At 65.9% G+C, this 17,362-nt stretch carries 16 protein-coding genes; 10 read left to right on the top strand and 6 right to left on the bottom strand.

The features are described 5' to 3' along the window. Positions 1-289: 289 nt before the first annotated feature. On the bottom strand, positions 290-589 hold the full coding sequence (locus FAZ97_RS03940) for a hypothetical protein (RefSeq protein WP_158757284.1): 300 nt from the start codon (positions 587-589) through the stop codon (positions 290-292). Between the two features lie 420 nt (positions 590-1,009). On the opposite strand from FAZ97_RS03940, the gene FAZ97_RS03935 reads away from it, so the two are divergent. The 3 genes from FAZ97_RS03935 to FAZ97_RS03925 all read left to right on the top strand — a co-directional run bounded on the left by FAZ97_RS03935 (position 1,010) and on the right by FAZ97_RS03925 (position 3,528). Next, complete coding sequence (locus FAZ97_RS03935) at positions 1,010-2,101, top strand: sigma-54 interaction domain-containing protein (RefSeq protein ID WP_158757283.1); 1,092 nt, start codon at positions 1,010-1,012, stop codon at positions 2,099-2,101. Between the two features lie 351 nt (positions 2,102-2,452). Continuing rightward, on the top strand, positions 2,453-2,965 hold the full coding sequence (locus tag FAZ97_RS03930; RefSeq protein WP_158757282.1) for a hypothetical protein: 513 nt from the start codon (positions 2,453-2,455) through the stop codon (positions 2,963-2,965). Positions 2,966-2,970: 5 nt separating this feature from the next. Continuing rightward, on the top strand, positions 2,971-3,528 hold the full coding sequence (locus tag FAZ97_RS03925; protein WP_158759046.1) for a hypothetical protein: 558 nt from the start codon (positions 2,971-2,973) through the stop codon (positions 3,526-3,528). Positions 3,529-3,597: 69 nt separating this feature from the next. On the opposite strand, the gene FAZ97_RS03920 is transcribed toward FAZ97_RS03925, so the two are convergent. Next, a complete protein-coding gene (locus FAZ97_RS03920; protein WP_158759045.1) occupies positions 3,598-4,947 on the bottom strand; it encodes an ABC transporter ATP-binding protein in 1,350 nt (449 codons plus the stop codon). A gap of 40 nt (positions 4,948-4,987) precedes the next feature. Then, a complete protein-coding gene (locus tag FAZ97_RS03915) occupies positions 4,988-6,751 on the bottom strand; it encodes an ABC transporter permease (RefSeq protein WP_158757281.1) in 1,764 nt (587 codons plus the stop codon). A 795-nt stretch (positions 6,752-7,546) separates the two neighbouring features. On the opposite strand from FAZ97_RS03915, the gene FAZ97_RS03910 reads away from it, so the two are divergent. Continuing rightward, on the top strand, positions 7,547-9,226 hold the full coding sequence (locus tag FAZ97_RS03910; RefSeq protein WP_158757280.1) for a GGDEF domain-containing protein: 1,680 nt from the start codon (positions 7,547-7,549) through the stop codon (positions 9,224-9,226). Positions 9,227-9,403: 177 nt separating this feature from the next. Further along, the gene (locus FAZ97_RS03905; RefSeq protein ID WP_158757279.1) at positions 9,404-9,670 is read left to right on the top strand and encodes a double-stranded DNA-specific endonuclease; all 267 of its coding nucleotides are present in this window, start codon (positions 9,404-9,406) and stop codon (positions 9,668-9,670) included. Between the two features lie 163 nt (positions 9,671-9,833). On the opposite strand, the gene FAZ97_RS03900 is transcribed toward FAZ97_RS03905, so the two are convergent. Together FAZ97_RS03900 and FAZ97_RS03895 are read right to left on the bottom strand one after the other, a co-directional pair. Then, on the bottom strand, positions 9,834-11,150 hold the full coding sequence (locus tag FAZ97_RS03900; protein WP_158757278.1) for an ATP-binding protein: 1,317 nt from the start codon (positions 11,148-11,150) through the stop codon (positions 9,834-9,836). Next, positions 11,134-11,865, bottom strand: a complete 732-nt coding sequence (locus FAZ97_RS03895; RefSeq protein ID WP_158757277.1) for a response regulator — start codon at positions 11,863-11,865, stop codon at positions 11,134-11,136. Before FAZ97_RS03895 ends, FAZ97_RS03900 begins: the two co-directional genes overlap by 17 nt. A gap of 233 nt (positions 11,866-12,098) precedes the next feature. On the opposite strand from FAZ97_RS03895, the gene FAZ97_RS03890 reads away from it, so the two are divergent. Then, positions 12,099-12,647 carry a Spy/CpxP family protein refolding chaperone gene (locus tag FAZ97_RS03890; RefSeq protein ID WP_158757276.1) on the top strand — a complete coding sequence of 183 codons (549 nt, stop codon included), beginning with the start codon at positions 12,099-12,101 and terminating at the stop codon, positions 12,645-12,647. A 104-nt stretch (positions 12,648-12,751) separates the two neighbouring features. Here the strand turns inward: FAZ97_RS03890 and FAZ97_RS03885 are convergent, their stop codons facing one another. Further along, positions 12,752-13,450 (bottom strand): pirin family protein, encoded by a 699-nt coding sequence (locus tag FAZ97_RS03885; RefSeq protein WP_158757275.1) that lies wholly within the window; start codon positions 13,448-13,450, stop codon positions 12,752-12,754. A 434-nt stretch (positions 13,451-13,884) separates the two neighbouring features. Between FAZ97_RS03885 and FAZ97_RS03880 the strand changes: the two genes are divergently transcribed. The 4 genes from FAZ97_RS03880 (at position 13,885) to FAZ97_RS03865 (ending at position 17,215) form a co-directional block, all read left to right on the top strand. Continuing rightward, positions 13,885-14,661, top strand: a complete 777-nt coding sequence (locus tag FAZ97_RS03880) for an ABC transporter substrate-binding protein (RefSeq protein ID WP_158757274.1) — start codon at positions 13,885-13,887, stop codon at positions 14,659-14,661. Positions 14,662-14,981: 320 nt separating this feature from the next. After that, complete coding sequence (locus FAZ97_RS03875) at positions 14,982-15,671, top strand: ABC transporter permease (RefSeq protein ID WP_158757273.1); 690 nt, start codon at positions 14,982-14,984, stop codon at positions 15,669-15,671. Between the two features lie 19 nt (positions 15,672-15,690). Further along, positions 15,691-16,413 (top strand): ABC transporter permease, encoded by a 723-nt coding sequence (locus FAZ97_RS03870; protein ID WP_158757272.1) that lies wholly within the window; start codon positions 15,691-15,693, stop codon positions 16,411-16,413. A 19-nt stretch (positions 16,414-16,432) separates the two neighbouring features. After that, complete coding sequence (locus FAZ97_RS03865) at positions 16,433-17,215, top strand: ABC transporter ATP-binding protein (protein WP_158757271.1); 783 nt, start codon at positions 16,433-16,435, stop codon at positions 17,213-17,215. Positions 17,216-17,362 lie beyond the last annotated feature (147 nt).

The following is a 17,362-nucleotide window of genomic DNA, read 5'->3' as shown; positions in this document are numbered from 1 at the left end:
GATAGGTGAGTGGCTCCAAAGCGCGCGCGCCGCGCCCTTCGCATGCGCGCCGGGCAGGGTTGCCCGGCGCCGCGGAAGTCGCGACGCACGTGATTGCGCTGCAGTGGAGTACGAAACGGTCGAACGTACCGCCCCAGACGGAAAACGCCTGAAATTCGCGGTTTTGCTACAACTGAGCAACAATACCGTCAGCCGCGGGCTGTCCGAACCTCGATTGTTGTTGATATGACCATTATAGACTTATTCGAGACAGCGGGCACGGCTCTCGCATGGCGCCGGCCACGCCTGCCTAGCTATGCGGAAACGGCCAGGGCATGCCGTTCGCTCCATTCACGCCATTGGTTATCCGGCCCTTCATACCGTGTCCCGGTGCGCCTGCGGCCATCGCCATTTCCGGCGCCTCGTCGTCGTTGCCCACGCTATCGGCAAGCGAGCCGCCTTCGCCTTCCCAGCGGCTCAAGTCGCGATAGAAGGTCTGCCGTTGCAGGCGATGACGCTGGGAGAAACGCCAGGCCAGCATGCCCGCCATGGCGCCAAGCGCGCCGACGGTCACCAAGGTTCCTACCAAACCGCTGCGGTTCTTCGACATATCGCTCTCTCCCAGATACGCCTCGTCAAAGACGGAAGACGCGCGAGTTGACTCCGAGTTGGCTCAAGTGGCATCGCCGGGGCGCGGCCAAAGCGCCGCCCCTATAACGCAGACGGCGCCAGCCTGTGCAAGTTCCGCAGCAGGTTGCGTGCCACGCCTCGTTCGCGGATGCCTGGCAGGTCCATTGCCCTGTCAGGCGAGGCAGTGGTTAAATGTTCACGCGTGAACACGAGCAAACCTCGAGCAACCCCCGAGCAACCTTCGGAGATGCAAACCTCGCGGCCGTCGGAGCGGCAAGTTCCGCACCTGTCCTGGACGGCCAGCCCCGGATCGCAGGGCCTGTTCACCGATGCGCGCCAAAGCATGTCGATGCGCGCAGAAGAGAACGCCCCGCACTACCTTTGCAGGACGAACATCCCTATGGCGTCAATCGAGCCGGGCTCGCCCGCCGCCACTAAACGAACCAGTGGATCCCGCGCAAACCCAGGCACTGCCGGACCGGACGCCGACACGCGCGTCGCGGGACTGCAGTCGTACGGCCTGCTGTACGGCTCCTCGGCGGTCATGCTGGATCTTTATGCGCAGATCGAACGCGTGGCCGTGACCGAGGCCACGGCGCTCATCGTCGGCGAGTCGGGCACAGGCAAGGAACTGATCGCCCGCACGATCCACGCGAACAGCGAGCGCCGCGACGGCCCGTTCATCGCGGTCAACTGCGGTGCGATTCCCGACGAACTGATCGAGGCCGAGTTGTTCGGCCACGAAAAAGGCAGCTTCACGGGCGCCGTGCAGGCGCGCGACGGTCACTTCGAGCACGCGCGCGGCGGCACGCTATTCCTCGACGAAATCACCGAGATGTCGCTGCTGCACCAGGTGAAGCTGCTGCGCGCGCTCGAAACCGGCGAGTACTTTCCGGTGGGCGGCAACGAAGCGATTCGCGGCGACGTGCGCATCATCGCCGCCACCAACCGCGACCCCGTGACGGCCGTGAAGGAAAACTGCCTGCGCGAAGACCTGATGTACCGGCTCGCGGTGTTTCCACTGCGCGCACCGCCGCTGCGCGAACGCGAGCGCGACCGCGAACTGCTCGCACAGCATTTCCTCACCGAACTGAACGACCAGGAAGGCGCGCAAAAGGCCTTCAGCAAACGGGCCCTGGAGACCGTGCGCAACTGGTCGTGGCCCGGCAACGTGCGCGAACTGAAGAACGCGGTGTACCGCGCGTTCATCCTTGCGGAAAAGGTCGTGGAGATTGCGCACCCGCAACTGGTGCCGCGCGTGAAGAAGCCTGTCACTCAGGGCGACGCGATGAGCGTATGGATCGGCACGCCGCTCGCCGATGCGCAAAAGCAGATCATTCTCGGCACGCTCAAGTATTGCGGTGGCGATAAGCGCCTCGCGGCACGTACGCTCGGCGTGAGCCTCAAGACGCTCTACAACCGGCTCGGCAGCTACGGTGCCGACGATGGCGAAGCCGAAGCGAGCGCCGACCCGGACACGAACGAAGCCTGATTGCCCTGCTCCACGCCGCGCGCGCTGTGCCGCCCTCGCGGCACGATCGTTGCGCGACGAATCTCAAGGCGCGCGGCGACCGATCAAAGATCGGCCTGCCGCGCACGCCCTTTTGCAATTTCTTGCACTTTACCTATCCCCGTTAACAATCGCATGTTGCACAATCCGCAGCACGTTAAGTAAGCAAAACATGCTGGATGCGCGCGCAACGTGACGCTATCCGGCAAGCGGCAGGGAATCATCATGCAAGAACGAAGTGCTCGGGCGCGCGTTGCGCCATCCGTGTCAGCGGCGGTCGTCGGAACGATTGCCGATGTGCCCACGCTCCCCTGCGCCCCCTGGCGACGCCTCATGTCGCTCACGCTGCTCGCCACGGTGGCGAGCCTCGCTTGCTCGGCCTGCAGTTCGCTCTATTCCGAAGGCGCGCAAACGGGCGCCGGCATTGCCGGCGCGGCAGTCGCCTCGAAAGTGACGAGCAACGCCGCTGTCGCGACCGGCATCGGCCTTGGCGCCGTGGCTGCGGCGAAGGCCGGCGTGCAGTACTCCGAGCGCGTCGTCCATACCAACACCCAGAACAGCATCGCGAAGGCCGCGGGTCCGCTCGACGTCGGCGCGGTCGCGCCCTGGTCGATCACGCACTCGTTCCCGATCGAGGACGACGAGCATGGCCGCGTCACGGTGAGCCGCACGATCAGCAGCGGCGCGCTCGACTGCAAGGAGATCGTGTTCTCCGTCGACCAGGAGGCCACGAAGGACAAGCCCGCTTCGAGCGCGTTCTTCGTCGCTTCGGTGTGTCGCGACGGCGACAACTGGAAGTGGGCCTCGGCCGAACCCGCCACCGCCCGCTGGGGTGCGCTGCAATGAATGGGATGAACGCGCGCGCGCGTCGCGCACGGCACGTGGAAACGGATTCGTCGACGTCTGGCCCCGTGAAGCTCATCGCGTTGGCCGCGCTGTGCGCGGGCATCGCACTCGCCGCGAGCGGCTGCTCGTCGATCGGCGCGGCGAGCGGCGCTGCGGCGGCGGCGGCCACCGGCATCGTCACGGCAAATCCGGCGGTGGGCATCGGCGTGGGCATTGCCGTGCAGGCGGCCACCGACGAAGCCGTCGGCCGCTTCATGAAGAGCATGCACGCAGACCAGCAGGACATGATCGCCGAAACCGCCGGCCGTCTGCCCGTGGGCGGCATGGACCTCTGGCGCATCAAGCACCAGTTGCCGGTGGAGAACGGCCACGGCCAGGTGCGCGTGACGCGTGCCTTCTCCAACGCGCTCACGCTCTGCAAGGACTTCGTGTTCTCGGTGCAGGACGGCGACAAGGCCGACTCGCCCGAGCAGTGGTTCACCGCGAGCGCGTGCCAGGATCAGTCTGGCTGGAAGTGGGCCACGGCCGAGCCTGCGGTGGAGCGCTGGGGCACGCTGCAATAGCCGTCCTTATCCGCAGAAAAAACGGTCGCCGAGGCGACCGTTTTTTCATTCTTGCGACGAGTGCAGCGTTCAGGACTCCACGTCTTCGAGACTGAAGATTTCCGACTGGTCGTTGTACGAGAAGATCTCGCCGTAACGGCCCCAGTCGATCACGGTGTCGAGCGTTTCTTCCGCCGCGCCGTCGGAAAGAAAGTCCTCCAGTTCCTGCTCGAAACGCACGCGCGGCGCACGATGGCCCGGGCGCTCGTTGAGCACCTTCTTGATGCGCGCCGCGAGCGGCACGTGACGCAGCAGATGCTCGGCGAACATCATCTTGCGCTCCTGCGTGCCGAATTCCGCGAACACGCGCGCGGGCGGCGTGAGGAGCACGTCGCCTTCGCGCACGTCCGCGAAACCGAGGTTCTGCAGCACTTCCGCGATCGGGAACAGGTCGTCCACTTCCAGATGCAGCGAGCGCGCGATTTCCGGCATGTCGGCGCGGCCGTGGTAGGGCGCGGCCGCGAGCGTTTCGATCAGACCGGCCATCAGGTTGGTCGACACGCGCGGCAGCCAGCTGCCGAGTTCCAGCCCCTTCTTCGTGGTTTCGCCGGTCTGGCGCGCGGTCATCTTCGCGTAGATGTCGTCCACGAGCTTGCGGAACACCGGGTCGAGACGGTTGCGCGGATGCTTGAACGGCACCTTGATCTCGGCCACCACGCGGCCCGGATTCGACGACAGCACGAGAATGCGGTCGCACATGAACACCGCTTCCTCGATGTTGTGCGTGACGATCAGCACCGACTTGATCGGCAGGCGGCCTTGCGTCCACAGGTCGAGCAGATCGGTACGCAGCGTTTCGGCCGTCAGCACGTCGAGGGCCGAAAAGGGCTCGTCCATGAGCATCAGCATCGGGTCGACCACGAGCGCGCGCGCGAAACCCACGCGCTGCCGCATGCCGCCGGAAAGCTCGCGCGGGTAGGCGTTTTCAAAGCCGTCCAGACCGATCAGGTCGATCGCGGCCAGCGCCCGCTCACGGCGCTCGCGCGCGCCCACGCCCTGCGCTTCGAGACCCGCTTCCACGTTCTGCAGCACGGTGAGCCACGGGAACAGCGCGAAGGTCTGGAACACCATCGCCACGCCTTCGGCAGGCCCTTCGAGCGGCTTGCCGCGCCAGGTGACGTCGCCGGAGGTCGGCGAGATCAGGCCCGCGATGATGCGCAGCAGCGTGGACTTGCCCGAGCCCGAGCGGCCAAGCAGCCCGACGATCTCGCCCTCGCGCAGCTGGAGGTTGGCGTCGTCGAGCACGAGCAGTTCGCCCTGGGACTTGTTGAAGCCCCGGCACACGTCCTTCACGTTCAGGATTTCTTCGCCGAGGCGCGGCGGGTTCGGAGCCGTCTGCACATCGCCATGCGCGGCGCTCAGCGTCTTGGGGTTTTGCATCGCGTTACCTTCGATCATTCGTTGTTCGATCAGTCGTCGATCAGTCGAGCCGCAGACGGGACTCGGCATACGTGTACAGCGGGCGCCACAAGAGGCGGTTGAACAGCGTGACGAAGAGCGACATCACGGCAATGCCGAGAATGATCTTCGGGTAGTCGCCGGCCGCCGTCATCTGCGCGATGTAGGCGCCAAGGCCGTGCGCGACGACCTTCGTGTCGCCCCACTGTACGAACTCCGCGACGATACTCGCGTTCCACGCGCCGCCCGAGGCCGTGATGGCGCCCGTGACGTAGTACGGGAAAATGCCCGGGAGCATGGCCTGGCGCCACCATTGCCATCCGCGGATACGGAAGTTCTTCGCCGCTTCCTTGTAGTCGTTCGGATAGGCGCTGGCCCCTGCAACCACGTTGAACAGGATATACCACTGGGTGCCGAGCACGATGAGCGGTGACAGCCAGATGTCAGGGTTCAGGTGAAAGCGCACGATCACGATCACGAACACGGGGAACAGCAGATTCGCCGGGAACGCCGCGAGAAACTGCGCGAGCGGCTGGACCTTTTCGGCGAGCGCCGGGCGCAGGCCGATCAGCACGCCGAGCGGCACCCAGATCACCGAAGCGATGGCGATCAGCAGCAGCACGCGAAAGAGCGTGATGAAGCCGAGGCCGAGCACGTGCCACACCTCGTCGAGCGTCACGCCCGTGCGCACGAAGGCCACCACGCGCCACACCACGAACACGGTCAGCGCGATCACGAGCACGGCCCACACGGCATCGCCGATGCGCGCGCGCATACCGCCGCGCCCGCGCGCGACAGGCGCGGCGAACGTCACGTTCGGAAACGACGGCAGCTGGATCGGCATGCGCGCAGCCTTGGCGAAGAGCCAGCCGAGCGGCACTAGCAGTTGATGAATGAGGTGCGTGCGGCGAATGAGGTCGAGCAGCCACGATTCCGGCGCGTCGCCCGAGCTCGTGTTCTCCATGCGGAACTTGTCGGCCCACGCCACGAGCGGGCGGAACAGGAACTGATCGTACGCGAGAATCACGACGATCATCGCGAGGATCACCCAGCCCACCGCATGCAGGTTCTTCTCCGAAATGGCCTGCGCCAGATACGCGCCGATGCCCGGCAGCGTGATCGTGTTATTGCCCACCGTGATCGCTTCGGAGGCCACCACGAAGAACCAGCCGCCCGACATCGACATCATCATGTTCCAGATGAGGCCCGGCATCGAGAACGGCACTTCGAGCTTCCAGAAACGCTGCCATGCTGTCAGGTGAAAGCCGCGCGAGACTTCATCCAGATCGCGCGGCACCGTGCGCAGCGACTGGTAGAAGCTGAACGTCATGTTCCACGCCTGGCTCGTGAAGATCGCGAAGATCGCCGCGAGTTCAGCGCCGAGCACGCGCGAGGGAAAGAGCGCGAGGAAGAACGTGACCGTGAACGAGATATAGCCGAGCACCGGCACCGACTGCAGGATGTCGAGAATCGGCACGAGCAGCACGCCCGCGCGCCGGCTCTTCGCCGCGAGCGTGCCGTACACGAGCGTGAAGATCAGCGAGGCGACCATCGCCGCCAGCATGCGCAGCGTGGTGCGCATCGCGTACTCGGGCAGATTGGCCGGATCGAGCGAGATGACCTGGGTCTTGAGCGTGGCGATCGGCGCCATGGTCTCGTGAAAGCCCACGGCCGCCATCGCGATCAGGCCGATCATCAGCGGGAACGCCACGAAGTCCCAGCGGTTGGGCAGCACGCGCCACGCCGAGGCGTTGGCCGTGCGGTTCAGGTTGAAGCTGAACTCCATTCAGACGCCCTCCGCGACAGGTTTCAGGAAAGCGGACGCCATGGCGTCCGTGCCGCCGGACAGGCGTGGCACGTGCTGCAGGGACGGCGGATCGACAAGGGCAAGACGCATGGACACAGAATTTCGTTGGCGTTGATGACACGGCGACGATGCCGCGGTGGTACGCACCGCCCGCGCCGTCGTTGCAGCTGACGGCCGGCGGCTCGCGACTGGGCTTGCCTCGACTGAAACGGCACGACACTACTACAACCTTCATGACACTCACAACCGCGCCCCGTACACCGCGAAAGCCAGACCACGCGGGCTTTCGCGGCGCTTTCGCAGACCTTCTGGCGAGCTTCCAGAACGCGCCGCGCACGGCTTCTGGACGTCATCGTGATGACGTATCGATGACGCCTTGATGACATTGCGTGTCGTCGCTCCTGCCGCCGTCCTGGCACGTCATGGCCGCCGACGCCAGTAGGTGTCGTTTGGGCGTCGCTTGCGCGCCACACGCCAGCCCTCGCACGAACCCCGTGCGCGAAGCGGCAACGACGGCGCCCGGCGCCCCTTGCCGAGCGCTCATCGCCGCTCAACCCCACGTATGGCCGTGCTGACGGCATGCGGCTTGCATGTTTGCGATCCGCGCACGCCCCTGCGCCCTCACGCGCCGCCTCGCAACGCCGCGCCGCCGCTCCGAGAGCGGGTTCGCGCGCCCGTTTCGAGGGGTAAAATCGACGGGCTCCGTCTATGGCGCTTCGATGCCCCGGGGGCACCGATACCACGCCTCAATACCACTCACGAACCAGAAGGCCGATGAACAGGAGACTCTTGCGTCAGGCAGCCGGACCCCTCGGGGTCGTGGTGGTCGCGCTCGTCTGCTGGGCGGCGGCCGACTGGCTCGCGGACCGCATGGTCCGCCAGGAGTTCGAGGCGGCGCTCGCCGCACAGCGCCAGATGATGCGCTCGGTCGTGGACAACATGGCCGAAGTGATCGCAAGCGACCTCGCCATGTCGCGCGCCATTCCGGCGACGATGGCCGAAACGCGCGTCGTCCAGCAGGCGCTCACCGAGGCCGCGCATTATGCCGCGTCGAGCGATTCGACGGAACTGGCGCGGCGCAAGGAACTGCAAGGCGTGGCGGCGCTCGCCGGCGTCGACCGCTTCCTCCATGACGCCCAGGGCTTCTCCGGGCTCGATGCGATCTGGCTCGTCAACGCCAACGGCATCTGCATCGCGTCGAGCAACGCGCTCGAAAAAATCTCTTACGTCGGCGTGGACATGCGGCCGCGCGCGTATCTGAACGAAACGCTGCTAGGGGCATTCTCCGAAGCCTATGGCGTGGGGACGGCCAGCGGCGAGCCCGGCATTTTCGTTGCCGCGCCCGCCTACGACGACGGCCTGCTGGTCGGCGCCGTGGTCGCGAAGGTCAGCATCGCGCGGCTGCGCCACTGGGTCACGCACCCGGGCACCTTCGTCGCGGACAACAACGGCGTCATCATCATGGCCCATGACAGCGCGCTCGAAGGACGCGCCCTGCCGGGCTCGCACGTCGCGGAAATGAACGCGGTGGACCGCGTGAACACCTACTTGCGCGAGCTTTTTGCGCCGCTCGAGTTGCGCTCGGCCGCGAAAACCGCGCTGAGCGACGCGCCGTGGATCCCGCGAGCGGACGCCGCGCAAATGATCGACTTCCCGGGCCAACGCTCGCCTGCCCTCTATGAGCAACGAGGCGGCCTGAATTCCGGGCTCTCGGCGCATCTCGTGGATCCGGTCAATGCCTGGTCCGAGCTGATCGCGAACCACCAGCGCGACCGGCTCCTCATTTTCCTCACGCTCGCGGGCACGGCGGCCCTCGCGGCGGTGATCTCGGTCTCGTGGGTGCGCGAGCGGCGCCTGCACCACGCCAGCCGCGATCTCGCCGGACAACTGCAGGCCGCGAACGCACTGCTCGCCGCCGAGGCGCGCCACGACGCCCTGACCGGCGCACTCTCGCGGCGCTACTTCCTCGACCTGCTGCGCCGCGAGATCGACGCGGCCTACGCGGCCGGTACGCCGCTGTGCATGGCGATCGCCGACCTCGACTACTTCAAGCAGATCAACGACCGCTTCGGCCATCCGGCGGGCGACCGCGCGCTCCAGCATTTCGTGGAAACCTGCCGCGCCGAACTGCGTGCCGACGACGCCGTCGGGCGTCTGGGCGGCGAGGAGTTCGGCATCCTGTTGCCCGCAACCTCGCTCGCCACGGGCCAGGCCGTGCTCGACCGCCTGCGCCAGCAGGTCGGCAAGCGCATTTGCGCGGACCTCCCCGAGGAGGCGAGCGTGAGCGTGAGCATCGGCGTGACCGAGCTTGCCGCCGCGCAGGATCAGCCCGAGCGTCTGATGAGCCGCGCTGACCTCGCGCTCTACATGGCGAAGGCAGCCGGTCGCGACCGTTGCGAGGCCATGACGGCCGAGGGCGTCGTGCCGCCGCGCGCCGCGGCGCCAACCTGGTGAGCGCGCAACGAACTGGCGCGGCATACCCTACGAAACAAGCCCGTATCCGTCTGCGGGACTCGGTCAGCTCAACCGGCGAGGCGCGGTATCATGGAACAAACGGTGCGCGCCTATCCGTGCGGCGCGCATGAGTCAAACCGCGCCACTTCGGTGTTCCGCACAAATCTGGAGGCATGCATGAAGGGAAATCTGGTCATTGTCTGCCGCGATCAGGATGCGCTCGCGTTCGACCAGTTGATGGTCGAGTACGGCGCGTTCCAGACGCGCCTGTCATCGACCGCGTGGTACCTGAAACTCGACACCACGCCCGAGCTGATTCAGGAAGAGATCCTTGCCCGCCTCGGCAAGTACACCACGCACTATATCTTCGAGGCCGACACCGTGACCTACAACACGGTGGACAACGACGCCGCCGCCGCGCTCGACACGCTTTTCACGGCCTGAAGCGGCTGCGTCTGGCTTCATCTGGTATCACGTAGCGTCGCTGAGGCGGCGCTTTCGGACGCAACGCCGGCTCCCTGCAACACCGAGTCAGAACCCACGTCACACCTATGCGGCCCTGCCCCACCCGAGCGGTGCGGGCTCCCGCAAGCCGCTCAACCTCGCATTACCAGATCTGCGCCGCTTCGGTGACGGTGCGCTCCACCACGTCGAACGCAAACGTCATGCGCACCGCAAGGCCGCCGCTTTCGCCGTTGCCGATCGAGAGCTCTCCGCCCGCACGGCGCACGAGGCGCTCGACGATCGCAAGGCCAAGGCCGCTGTGGCCGTTGCCGCCGCGCGCGGGGTCGAGCCGCACGAACGGCCGGCTTGCCTGCGTGAGATCCTGGTCGGGAATGCCCGTGCCGTGGTCGCGCACGGTGAGCGAAAAGCCCGTTGCCCCGCGCTCGCTCTCGATCACGACAGGAGGCGCGCCATACGCATGGGCGTTGTCGAGCAGGTTCGAGACCACGCGCTCGAGCGTGGCCGCAGGCAGACGAAACTCAGGACCCGCGTGCAGGCGCGTTTCGATCGCGATCATTTCGCCGTTCGCCGTACGGTGGTTGCGCGCAATGCGCTCGCACTGATCGTCGACCTCGACGGGCTCGCTGCGATCGGCGCCGTCGTGCGCGAACACGAGGAACTGGTCGACGATGTGCGCCATCGACTCCACGTCGCGTACTACGCCGTCGCGCACCCTTTGTTCGTCCATCATTTCGGCGCGCAGGCGCAGCCGCGCAAGCGGCGTCTTCAGATCGTGCGCCACGCCAGCCAGCATGACGGCGCGGTCTTTCTCGGTGCGCTCGACTTCCTTGACCATCTGATTGAAGCCCAGCGTGAGCTGGCGCAACTCACGCGGCCCGCGCTCGGGCACGGGCGGCACCGGCTCGCCCCGGCCAAAGCGGCCCACGGCCTGCGCGAGCGCGCTCAAAGGCTGCTGCAGCATCCACGCGGCCACGAGCGCCGCGATCACGGCGGTGGCGAAAATGGTGATGACCCAAGGCAGAAGTTTGTCGAGCGGCCGCATGATGCGCAACGGCTGGCCCGGCACGACGATCCAGCGTGCATCCTGCGGCCCGCGCACCCAGAGCGTGGGCGGCCCGCCGGGCGCCCCGAGACGCACGTCGGTACCGGGCGGCATGCGTTCGCGCACGTCGTCGATGAAACGCCGCAGCGGTTCAGGCAAATGTTCGGTGGCCGGCGGCACGGCACGGCTTGCCGGGTCGATCAGCTGCACGCGCGAAGGCAGCGGCTGGTCGGGCTCGCGCTGGACGTGCTGGCGCACCGCGTCGACGAGGAAGGTCGCTTCCTCGACGGCGTAGCGCGTTTGCATCTGGTTGTGTTCGACGCGCATGAGCGTAAACCAGGCGACATGCGACACCAGCAGAACGCCGATGAAGATGACCGCGAGGCGCCCGAACAGCGAATCAACCGGCCGGCGCATGGTTGCCCTGCTCTCCGTCGGGAACGAACACGTAGCCGCGGCCGCGCACGGTCTGGATGAAGCGCGGCGTGGACGGGTCGCTTTCGAGAATGCGCCGCAGACGCCACACCTGAACGTCGATGCCGCGATCGGTGCCGTCGTACTCGGGACCGTGCAGCAACTCCAGCAGGCGCTCGCGCGTGAGCGTGCGCATGGGGTGGTTCACGAAAATCTTCAGAAGCGCGAACTCGCTGCCCGACAGCATGATGGGCTTGCCTTCCTGCTGCAGCGTGCGCGACTGGAAGTCGAGCGTGAAGCGGCCGAACGCGTACGGCTCGCGCTGCTCGGGCGCCGCGGCCGAAGGCACCGTGCGGCGCCGGCGCAGCACCGCCTGCACGCGCGCGAGCAGCTCGCGCGGGTTGAACGGCTTGCCGAGGTAGTCGTCCGCACCGAGTTCGAGGCCGACGATGCGGTCCACGTCGTCCGCGCGCGCCGTGAGCATGATGACGGGGATGTCGTCGCCGGACGCGCGCAGCTTGCGCAGCGCGGTCAGGCCGTCCACGCCCGGCATCATCAGGTCGAGCACGATCAGGTCGGGGCGCTCGCGCTCGAGCCGCCGCTCCAGCGAGCCGGCGTCGTGCAGCACCGAGACTTCCATGCCCTGGCGCGCCAGATAGTCGCGCAGGAGGTCGCGTAGTTCGAGGTCGTCGTCGACGACAAGGATTTGAGTAGCCATGGGATGAAGTGTAACGCGCGCGCGCGGGCCGTTTGCTTACAGCTCTTCCAGCTGGGTTACGAGGTGTTACCGCGAAAGGCGCGTGTAATGTCGCGTAATCTCGGCGGCTTGCCGCGTAACACGCGCCACCCGCGGGGTCGATACGCTAGGGACACCGGTTGCGAGCGCCACCACTTCCGAAAAGCGCCGCACCAGACCGGATAAAACCCTCAGGATTTGTCAGGAGCATCACCATGTACAAGACGACTTCGCGCCTTCTCGCTATCGCCGCTGCCTCGCTCGCGCTCACCCTCGGCGCCACCGCGGCCAACGCCCAGACGCCGCCCCCGGGCGGTCCCGGCATGATGCATCACGGCCCCGGCATGCACGGCGACTTCATGCTCGGCTTCAAGAAGCTGCACGACAAGCTGAATCTGAACGCCGCGCAAGAAAAGCAATGGCAGGCCGCGCTCGACACGATGAAGCAGAACGGCCAGGCCATGCGCAAGAATCATGAACAGATGAAGCAGCAGTTCGATTCGATGAAGAACCAGCCGATCCTCGACCTGAACGCCATGCACACGGCGCACGAGCAGATCGAGCAGCAGAACCAGCAGCTGCGTGAGCAAACCACGCAAGCGTGGCTCGCCTTCTACAACGGCCTGAACGACCAGCAGAAGACGACCGTGAGTACGGCGATCAAGGAGCGCTTCGCGAAGATGGAACAGCGCCACGAGCAGATGCGCCAGCGCTGGGAACAGCACCACAAGGGCGGCGCTTCGGCACCGGCCGCACCGCAGTAAGCGGCTCGCCAATACGCCAATGCGCGACAAAGCGCCGCGGGATTCGCACCCCGCGGCGCTTTTTTCATGGAAGAGGCGTTTGCCTGCCCCTCGCGATCAAACGCTCAGGCGAGGTCGAACAGCAGCACTTCGGCCGCCGCGCCGTTCGCGAGCGCGACTCCCGCCTCGGCTTCGATCATCGCGGCATCGCCCGCTTCGAGGCGCTGGCCGTTCACATCCAGCGCGCCGCGCGCGACATGCAGATAAACGCGCCGCCCGGCGGGCACCGCGTACTCGACGCGCTCCTCGCCGTCCACGAGTCCCGCATAGATCGAGGCATCCGACTGCACGGTCACCGAGCCGTCCCGCCCGTCGGGCGAGGCGACGAGGCGCAGCCGCCCGCGCTTGTCGGCGTCGTCGAAGCGCTTTTCCTCGTAGCCCGGCGCCCCGCCGCGTTCGCGCGGCAGCAGCCAGATTTGCAGCAGGTGCGCTTCCTCTTCCTTCGAACCGTTGAACTCGCTGTGCATCACGCCCGTGCCGGCGCTCATGCGCTGCACGTCGCCGGGGCGGATGGTCGAACCGTTGCCCATGCTGTCGCGGTGCGCGAGCGCACCGGAAAGCACGTAGGTCACGATCTCCATATCGCGGTGGCCGTGCGCCCCGAAGCCCTGGCCGCCCGCGATGCGGTCGTCGTTGAGCACCCGTAGCGCACCGTAGTGCATATGCGCTTCGTCGAAATAGTCGGCAAACGAAAAGCTATGGTACGAATCGAGCCAGCCGTGGTTGGCGTGGCCGCGTTCGTCGGCGCGTCGGATGCTCAGCATGGCAATTCTCCGGTCAATCATGTCGATGTCCGAAGGTAAGGGCGGCGGCCCGCTTGCACAACCCGCAACGGCGAACCGCATCGTTTCGCCAGCGACATCAATGGGCTGCGCTGACGGCATCGCCCTCCGTCAGACTGGCACACCCTCCGGCTTCGGGTAAAATACCGCGCTTTTCGGCCAGCGCGTGCGCGATGGCCCGGGTTGGATAACCCGGGGCGGCGGCCCCGCCTCGCCAGTGCGCGTAGCCGCCGGTGCATAAGTGCGCTCCGCTTTCCGACCCGCATTTTTGATCGCCTAGAATGGCGGCCAACGGCCACGAGCCATCGCCGCCCCGCTTCGGCCGCGCGCCCCTTACCGCGCCGCGCCGCCCGTATCAGCCGTGCATGGGAGCGCAGTTAGTGCCAAAGCACTCACTGCGGCTCGACAGGAGAATGATGAAGAAGTTTGCAGTGTGCGTGGCGCTGGCCCTGATCGCGGGCAGCGCCGCCGCCAAAGAATGGAAGACAGTGCGCATCGGCGTGGACGCCAGCTACGCGCCGTTCGAGTCCAAAGCGCCGAACGGGCAGATCGTCGGCTTCGATGTCGACCTCACGAAAGCCCTGTGCGCGCGCATGAACGTGAAGTGCGTGTGGGTCGAGAACGACCTCGACGGCATCATCCCGGCGCTCCAGGCCCGCAAGTTCGACGCGATCGTGTCGTCGCTGACCATCACGCCGCAGCGCGCCCAGAGAATCGACTACTCCGCGAAGATGTTCGATGCGCCCGCACGCATGCTCGCGCGCACGGGCTCGCCGCTCTTGCCTGTGCCGGCCTCGCTCAAGGGCAAGAACGTCGGCGTCGAACAGGGCTCGACCCAGGAAGCGTACGCGAAGGCGCACTGGGCGCCGCAGGGTGTGAACGTGATCTCGTACCAGAATCAGGATCAGGTCTACCAGGATCTGATCGCCGGGCGCCTCGACGCCACGCTGCAAGACGAGGTCCAGGCCGACTTTGGCTTCCTGAAAACGCCGCGCGGCAAGGGTTTCGCGTGGGCGGGCCCAGAAGTGGAAGACCCGGCGACGATTGGTGACGGCACGGCGATCGGCTTGCGCAAGGACGACGCCGACCTGAAGGCGAGGTTCAACACGGCACTGGCCGCGATTCATGCCGATGGCACGTTCGACAAGATCGCGAAGCAGTACTTCGACTTCGATATCTACAAGGGCAAGTGAACGGGAACGCACACGCAGGTAAATAAACGACGAGACATTACCGCTCGCGCCTCGCGCCAGGACGCTTGAAGCCGGGGGCGCCTGGCCGGGGGCGCCTGGCCGGGGGCGCCAAGCCCCGGGGGCTCCCCGATAGACCGCCACCGGGCTTCGTATACAGTCACAGGCGCAGTCTCAGGCGCGCTCACGAGCGCAATTGCACCGGCCACGCGCGCGTACGCAACACCGCGCAAAACACCGCGCGGCCATGAACGGATTTGAACCGCGGCACACAAACGCCGCGCCTTTCGCGGTGTGAGAAACGCACCGTCAAGGACTTGCCCATGTTTCTTCAAGGCTACGGCCCGCTGATCCTCGCCGGCACCTGGCAGACCGTCAAGCTCGCCGTGCTGTCGCTCGCGCTCTCGTTCGTGCTCGGGCTGATCGGCGCGGCGGCCAAGCTGTCCAAAAACCGCGTCGCGCACGGCGCGGGCACGCTCTACACCACGCTCATTCGCGGCGTGCCCGATCTCGTGCTCATGCTGCTGCTCTTCTACAGCATCCAGATCTGGCTGAACGACCTGACCGACATGCTCGGCTGGGATCAGATCGACATCGACCCGTTCCTCGCGGGCGTGGTCGTGCTCGGCTTCATCTACGGCGCGTACTTCACCGAGACCTTCCGCGGCGCGTTCATCGCGGTGCCGCGCGGCATGCTGGAGGCGGGTCACGCCTACGGCATGACGAACTGGCAGGTGTTCACGCGCATCATGTTCCCGCAAATGATGCGCTTCGCGCTGCCCGGCATCGGCAACAACTGGCAGGTGCTCGTGAAGTCCACGGCGCTCGTCTCGATCATCGGTCTCGCCGACGTCGTGAAGGCCAGCCAGGACGCCGGCAAGGGCACGCTGCGGTTCTTCTTCTTCACGCTGCTCGCCGGCGCGATCTATCTCGTCATCACCACGGTCTCCAACTTCGTGCTGATGTATCTCGACAAGCGCTACTCCACCGGTGTGCGCAAGGCGGATCTCTGAATCGCGCGAGGCCAAGACCATGCAAGACTTCGTCCAACTGATCCAGCAGTACTGGCGCAACTACCTCTTCTCCGACGGCTACCACTTCAGCGGCGTGGTCATCACGCTGTGGCTGCTTGTCATCTCGATCGGGCTCGGCTTCTGCCTCTCGGTGCCGCTCGCCGTTGCGCGCGTCTCGAAGAAGAAGTGGCTCGCCGGACTCGTGTGGCTTTACACGTATATTTTCCGCGGCACGCCGCTCTACGTGCAGTTGCTGCTGTGCTACACGGGCCTCTACAGCCTCGAGATCGTGCGCAACCACGAACTCACGAGCGCGTTCTTCCGAAGCGGCATGAACTGCACGCTGCTTGCGTTCACGCTCAACACCTGCGCGTACACCACCGAAATCTTCGCGGGCGCGATCAAGGCCACGCCCTATGGCGAGATCGAAGCCGCGCGCGCGTACGGCATGTCGCAGTTCACGCTGTACCGCCGCGTGATCCTGCCTTCGGCGCTGCGCCGCGCACTGCCCTACTACAGCAACGAAGTCATCTTGATGCTGCACGCAACGACCGTGGCCTTCACGGCCACCGTGCCGGACATCCTGAAGATCGCGCGCGACGTGAACTCGGCAACTTACCAGTCGTTCGGCGCGTTCGGCATCGCCGCCCTGCTGTACCTGATCATTTCTTTCACGCTCGTGTGGCTGTTCCGCCGCGCCGAGCGCCGCTGGCTCGCATACCTGCGACCGCAAGGCAAGTGAGCCCGCTAGAGGTCAATTGATGAATTCCCAGAAGCAGAAGCTGTTCGTCGACTCCATCCACAAGAAGTACGGCGACAACGAAGTCCTCAAGGGCGTGTCCCTGAAAGCCAATGCAGGCGATGTGATCAGCGTGATCGGCTCGTCCGGATCGGGCAAGAGCACGATGCTGCGTTGCGTCAACTTCCTCGAGCAACCCAACGCGGGGCGCATCGTAGTGGACGGCGAGGAAGTCGCCACGCGCGCCGACAAGCGCACGGGCGCGCTGCACCCCGCCGACGCGAAGCAGCTCCAGCGCGTGCGCACCAAACTCGCGATGGTGTTCCAGCACTTCAACCTGTGGTCGCACATGTCGGTGCTCGAGAACGTGATCGAGGCGCCGGTGCACGTGCTGGGCCTGTCGCGCAAGGAAGCCGAAGATCGCGCACGCACCTATCTGGAGAAGGTCGGTCTCGCGCCGCGCGTGGAGAAGCAATACCCGTCGCACCTCTCGGGCGGTCAGCAGCAACGCGTGGCGATTGCCCGCGCGCTCGCCATGCACCCCGACGTCATGTTGTTCGACGAGCCGACCTCGGCGCTCGACCCGGAACTCGTGGGCGAAGTGCTCAAGGTCATGCAGAAGCTCGCCGAAGAAGGCCGCACGATGATCGTGGTCACGCACGAAATGGGTTTCGCGCGCAACGTTTCGAACCACGTCATGTTCCTGCACAAGGGACTCGTGGAGGAAGAAGGCAACCCGGCCGAGGTATTCGCCAATCCGAAGAGCGAGCGCCTGCGCCAGTTCCTTTCGGGCAGCCTCAAGTAAGACGACTCGCAGGCCCGCCGCCTTTCGGCGATGTAGTAAAAGTAGTATTACAAGGCGCTTACAGCGCCTTTTCTTTTTGGGTCTTTTCCCCTCGAAAAGCTGTCCGTTTTCGCTCAAAAACGGCGTTTTTCGCATTACTCCTTGTGA

The sequence above is a fragment of the Paraburkholderia acidiphila genome (genome assembly GCF_009789655.1).
Taxonomy (GTDB): Bacteria; Pseudomonadota; Gammaproteobacteria; order Burkholderiales; family Burkholderiaceae; genus Paraburkholderia; species Paraburkholderia acidiphila.
This window is presented reverse-complemented; position numbering and strand designations above follow the sequence as displayed.